Origin of the sequence: Proteus sp. G4380 (genome assembly GCF_963885725.1) — a bacterium.
Lineage (GTDB): Bacteria > Pseudomonadota > Gammaproteobacteria > Enterobacterales > Enterobacteriaceae > Proteus > Proteus mirabilis.
Window position 1 is genome coordinate 1 of sequence record NZ_CAWPAV010000073.1, and the last position, 3,722, is coordinate 3,722.

Below are 3,722 nucleotides of genomic sequence, written 5' to 3' on the forward strand. Positions count from 1 at the left end.
AATACTCTTTATAAAAAATGATATTTTAGATAGTAAAGTAATCTTTTCCCTTTCAATATAAAGACTTGAAAGCGTATTTAACACATCATTGATTTTATTTTTTATTTGGTATTTCTCTTTTATATTTTCATCGTATTTTTTTATTGAAGTAACGCTATCAAAATTATTTTTTATATGCATAAAAACTCCTTATCTCATAGTAAAACTATCTTTTATTTATCTACATATTCATACAAAAAAAAGCCCTTATTACTAAGGGCTATAAATATCAAAAAACAAATAAGGTTTAGAAATTAATTTTCAATATTGCATTAATACCACTCGAATTGATATCACTATTATATTGACCTTGATAAGAGATACCGAAAGTGGTTGATTTACATAACTGCGCATCAACACCTAGACCAACACCAAATAAATTATCTAGTTTACCACCTCGTAGTGATGCCTCACCTGAATTGGATAACCATAGACGTGATTCAGGGCGATTATCACCAAACAGATGGCTTGCTGATATATCACCTTTTAATGCCATATTAATATTGCCTGCCATAAATGGATATCCACCACGTAAACCAACCGTAGCAACTTGAATATCTTGTGCATCTGTTTTAGTGGTAAACTTCATATTACCCACATTTTCATTGATATTATCAGTGGATACTCTTAACCAACTAAATCCAGCATAAGGTTCAATTGAGTACTGGCTAGTATTCAATTGAGTATAAGCACCTTCTAAAAAGAATTGACTAATTTTCGCATCGTAACTAGTTGAGTCATAACCTGCAGTTTGTCCTATCCAGAGTGTTCTTTTTGCATCTCTATCTTGGTTTGTATGTGTAAATCCATAATTTAATGAGGCAACATCATAAAGATTAGAGATCCCATAAGCACCAATATGAATATCATTACTATCTATCTTTCCATATTGATTACCTTTATATTTGGTGGAGCCTGCACCGAAAAATAGACCCGCTTTAGTATTTTCAGTAACATCAATTTCAGCACCTAATAACCCAACATAGAAATCAACATCCATATCACTGTGGCCATAATCCGTCTTACCCCACTGACCCATGCCGCTGATCCAAATACGCGCATTACTATTACCTAGTTGTGCATGGCGACCATCACCGATACCAATAGCCTGATCTTTCACTGTACGAGTTAAACCCAATACATTAACAATACTGGCATTATTGGCATTTAAATACATATCACTACCCAATGATTGATAAGTGGTTTTCAGATCATTTTCATTCATCGGTAATACAGCATTAAATAGCTCACCATTCCCTGTATTATCTAATGCATTAGCAATAGCACGACCATTTTCATTATCAGCAAAGGTGGCTAAAGTCGTATTTTCTTTCTTAGTTAAACTACCACTGATGGTTTTATCTGTTATCGTGATATGTTTATCAAATAAAGCATAATCATCATTGGTGACAGTAGTGGTTGTGGCAGGATCTGCAACCACACGGTTACTGGCTAACATTTTCGTTTTAGTGCGATTATCAACTAAACTATCTGTATTCACCTCACCGACAACAACACTATTATTAAGATAAATATCTTTTAGTTGCCCAACATTATCCGCCCCCACATCAATATCGGCTCCTTGATTAAGCACTAAGTTACCAATATTAACATTGTGTCCTGCGGTCACTAAATAACGACCTTTATCATTAATATTAATGTTTACTTTATGGTTTTGGTTTGAGGTTAATTGGCCTTTTTGAGTAAAAGTATCGTTATAACGCTCAATAATACCTAATTTCCCACCATTAACATTGACGGCTTGTGTCCCAAAAGATCCGCTAAAGCCATATAAAGTACCTTGTTCGACAGTTGTACCACCACGGTAACTATTATTTCCCGTCATGACTAACGTACCTTCGCCTCGCTTCACCAAAGCACCATCATATAAGCCAGCATCAATTTTAGCTTGAATAGCATCAGCGCGTTTTTGGTAATATTCATGACGCCATTTTTCAGCATCTTCTTGGCTAACAATATGCGATGTAGGATCAGGATTGCCATCATTAATCACAAAATCAGTACCGAGATGATAATCACCTCCTGCCGCAATACCTTTTTCGGTATATTCTTTCAACCATGCGAGATCTTCTTGCTTACGTAGATCTAAAGCTGTTTGGGAAATATCATTAGTCCACACATCAAGCAGTGTCGCATTTAGGTTATATTCAAATTTACCTAGCAATTGACCCGGACCATACATCCCTTTATCTAAATCTGGTGTTCCCCACCCATAACGTACATCAGGAGTACCTTCTGCGGCCGTCCAGCTCTCATATAAAGAGCCATCAGGATCACGATGGTTAGCGGTAGTGAACATGACATCACGAACTTGAATGGCGTTCATGGAAGGATAACGAGACATTAATACTCCCATCGCCCCCGTCACATGAGGAGCTGCCATTGAAGTACCACTAAAGGTATCCCAACCTGGATTTCCCTCTTTATCAACCACTGTAGAATAGATATTTCGACCCGGTGCAACCACTGTCCACCATTTTGCATTACCCGCTTCATTGAAGACTTTTTCTAATACATAACCGGTGTTATCCGCATTTTGCTTCAATCCTGCCACCGCAATCCAATGCTGTTCGGCTTCGGGATTAAAATAAGGATAAAGAGGACGATAATAAGGTTGAGCAAAGTCGCGATTACCCGTTGTAAAGACCTGAACAACATTCGTTCCTTTAACTGCATCATAAGCAGCATCAACAAAGGAAGGTTTATCACCATAGACTTTTTTAAAGTAGAAATATTCGTATTCTGTCTGTGCCGTGGTGTTAACAGGCATATGTATCGTGGTATTACCACCATCAGGCCCCTCTGTTTTATCTGTATTAATAATACGCGGGTTAGTCCCCCAGCTATTATTAATCACTTGCGCACCCGCATCGACCATCGCTTTCCAGCCAGTATAGAAATAGGTATAGTCTTGATAAGGGCCATAGTTATTGCTGTCTGTTGCCCCAGTATTCCCTAAATAAATATCAGCCCCCCACGCCACACCATGCATACCATTACCATCACGGTTAGCCCCCACAGTACCAGTGACATGTGTGCCATGGGTATCATTCACCCCTTTGATCCAATTACCATCAACATCAAAGACTTGGCCTTTTTCATAATGTCCGCCCATTTCTTGTGGATAGCGCATTCCTGTAGAGCCATATTCACCTTTGGCTTTTACTGCATGAAAGCGTGATCCACTCAACTCTTGATGTGAGAGCAGTGCACCAGAGTCCATCACCCCAACTTTAGCACCTTGACCATGAAAACCCAGAGCATAAGCACTAGAGGCATTCATGGCTGCAAGCCCCCAGTCTTTTTGATATTCAGGGCTTTCCCAACTTTGTTTATTACCTAATTGTCCAACTTCTGAATATGCAACAGCATAGCCAGAAAAAAGAAGTGCCGAAGTAATAAGGGAGAGTTGAAATAGAGAGTTTGTGGTATTTTTTTTCTGATTAATGGGATGGTGACTTAAAGCTATTTCTTTGTTCATTCTGTACCTTCTGTTATGTTGAAAGGGATAACATTAATTAAGGAATAAAAACAAAAGACGTAGCGATCCTCTCTTTTTTATAACAATAATTACTTGAGGGATCTCTCAAATATACGAAGCTAAACCACAAAAATAGATAGATTGCCTAACAAATCACAACTTAATAGTTTAATTAAACAAT

1 protein-coding gene and 1 pseudogene are annotated in these 3,722 nt (G+C 37.7%); both read right to left on the bottom strand.

Annotated elements, in window-relative coordinates; translation table 11 throughout:
• Positions 1-180, bottom strand: a pseudogene (locus AACU98_RS06335) (hypothetical protein); the annotation flags it as partial.
• A 106-nt stretch (positions 181-286) separates the two neighbouring features.
• A complete protein-coding gene (gene pta / locus AACU98_RS06340) occupies positions 287-3,541 on the bottom strand; it encodes an autotransporter Pta (RefSeq protein ID WP_161735705.1) in 3,255 nt (1,084 codons plus the stop codon).
• Between the last annotated feature and the right edge of the window lie 181 nt (positions 3,542-3,722).

Coding starts and splice junctions, on each gene's coding strand:
- pta (WP_161735705.1), bottom strand. CDS start 3,541: ATGAACAAAGAAATAGCTTTAAGTCACCATCCCATTAATCAGAAAAAA.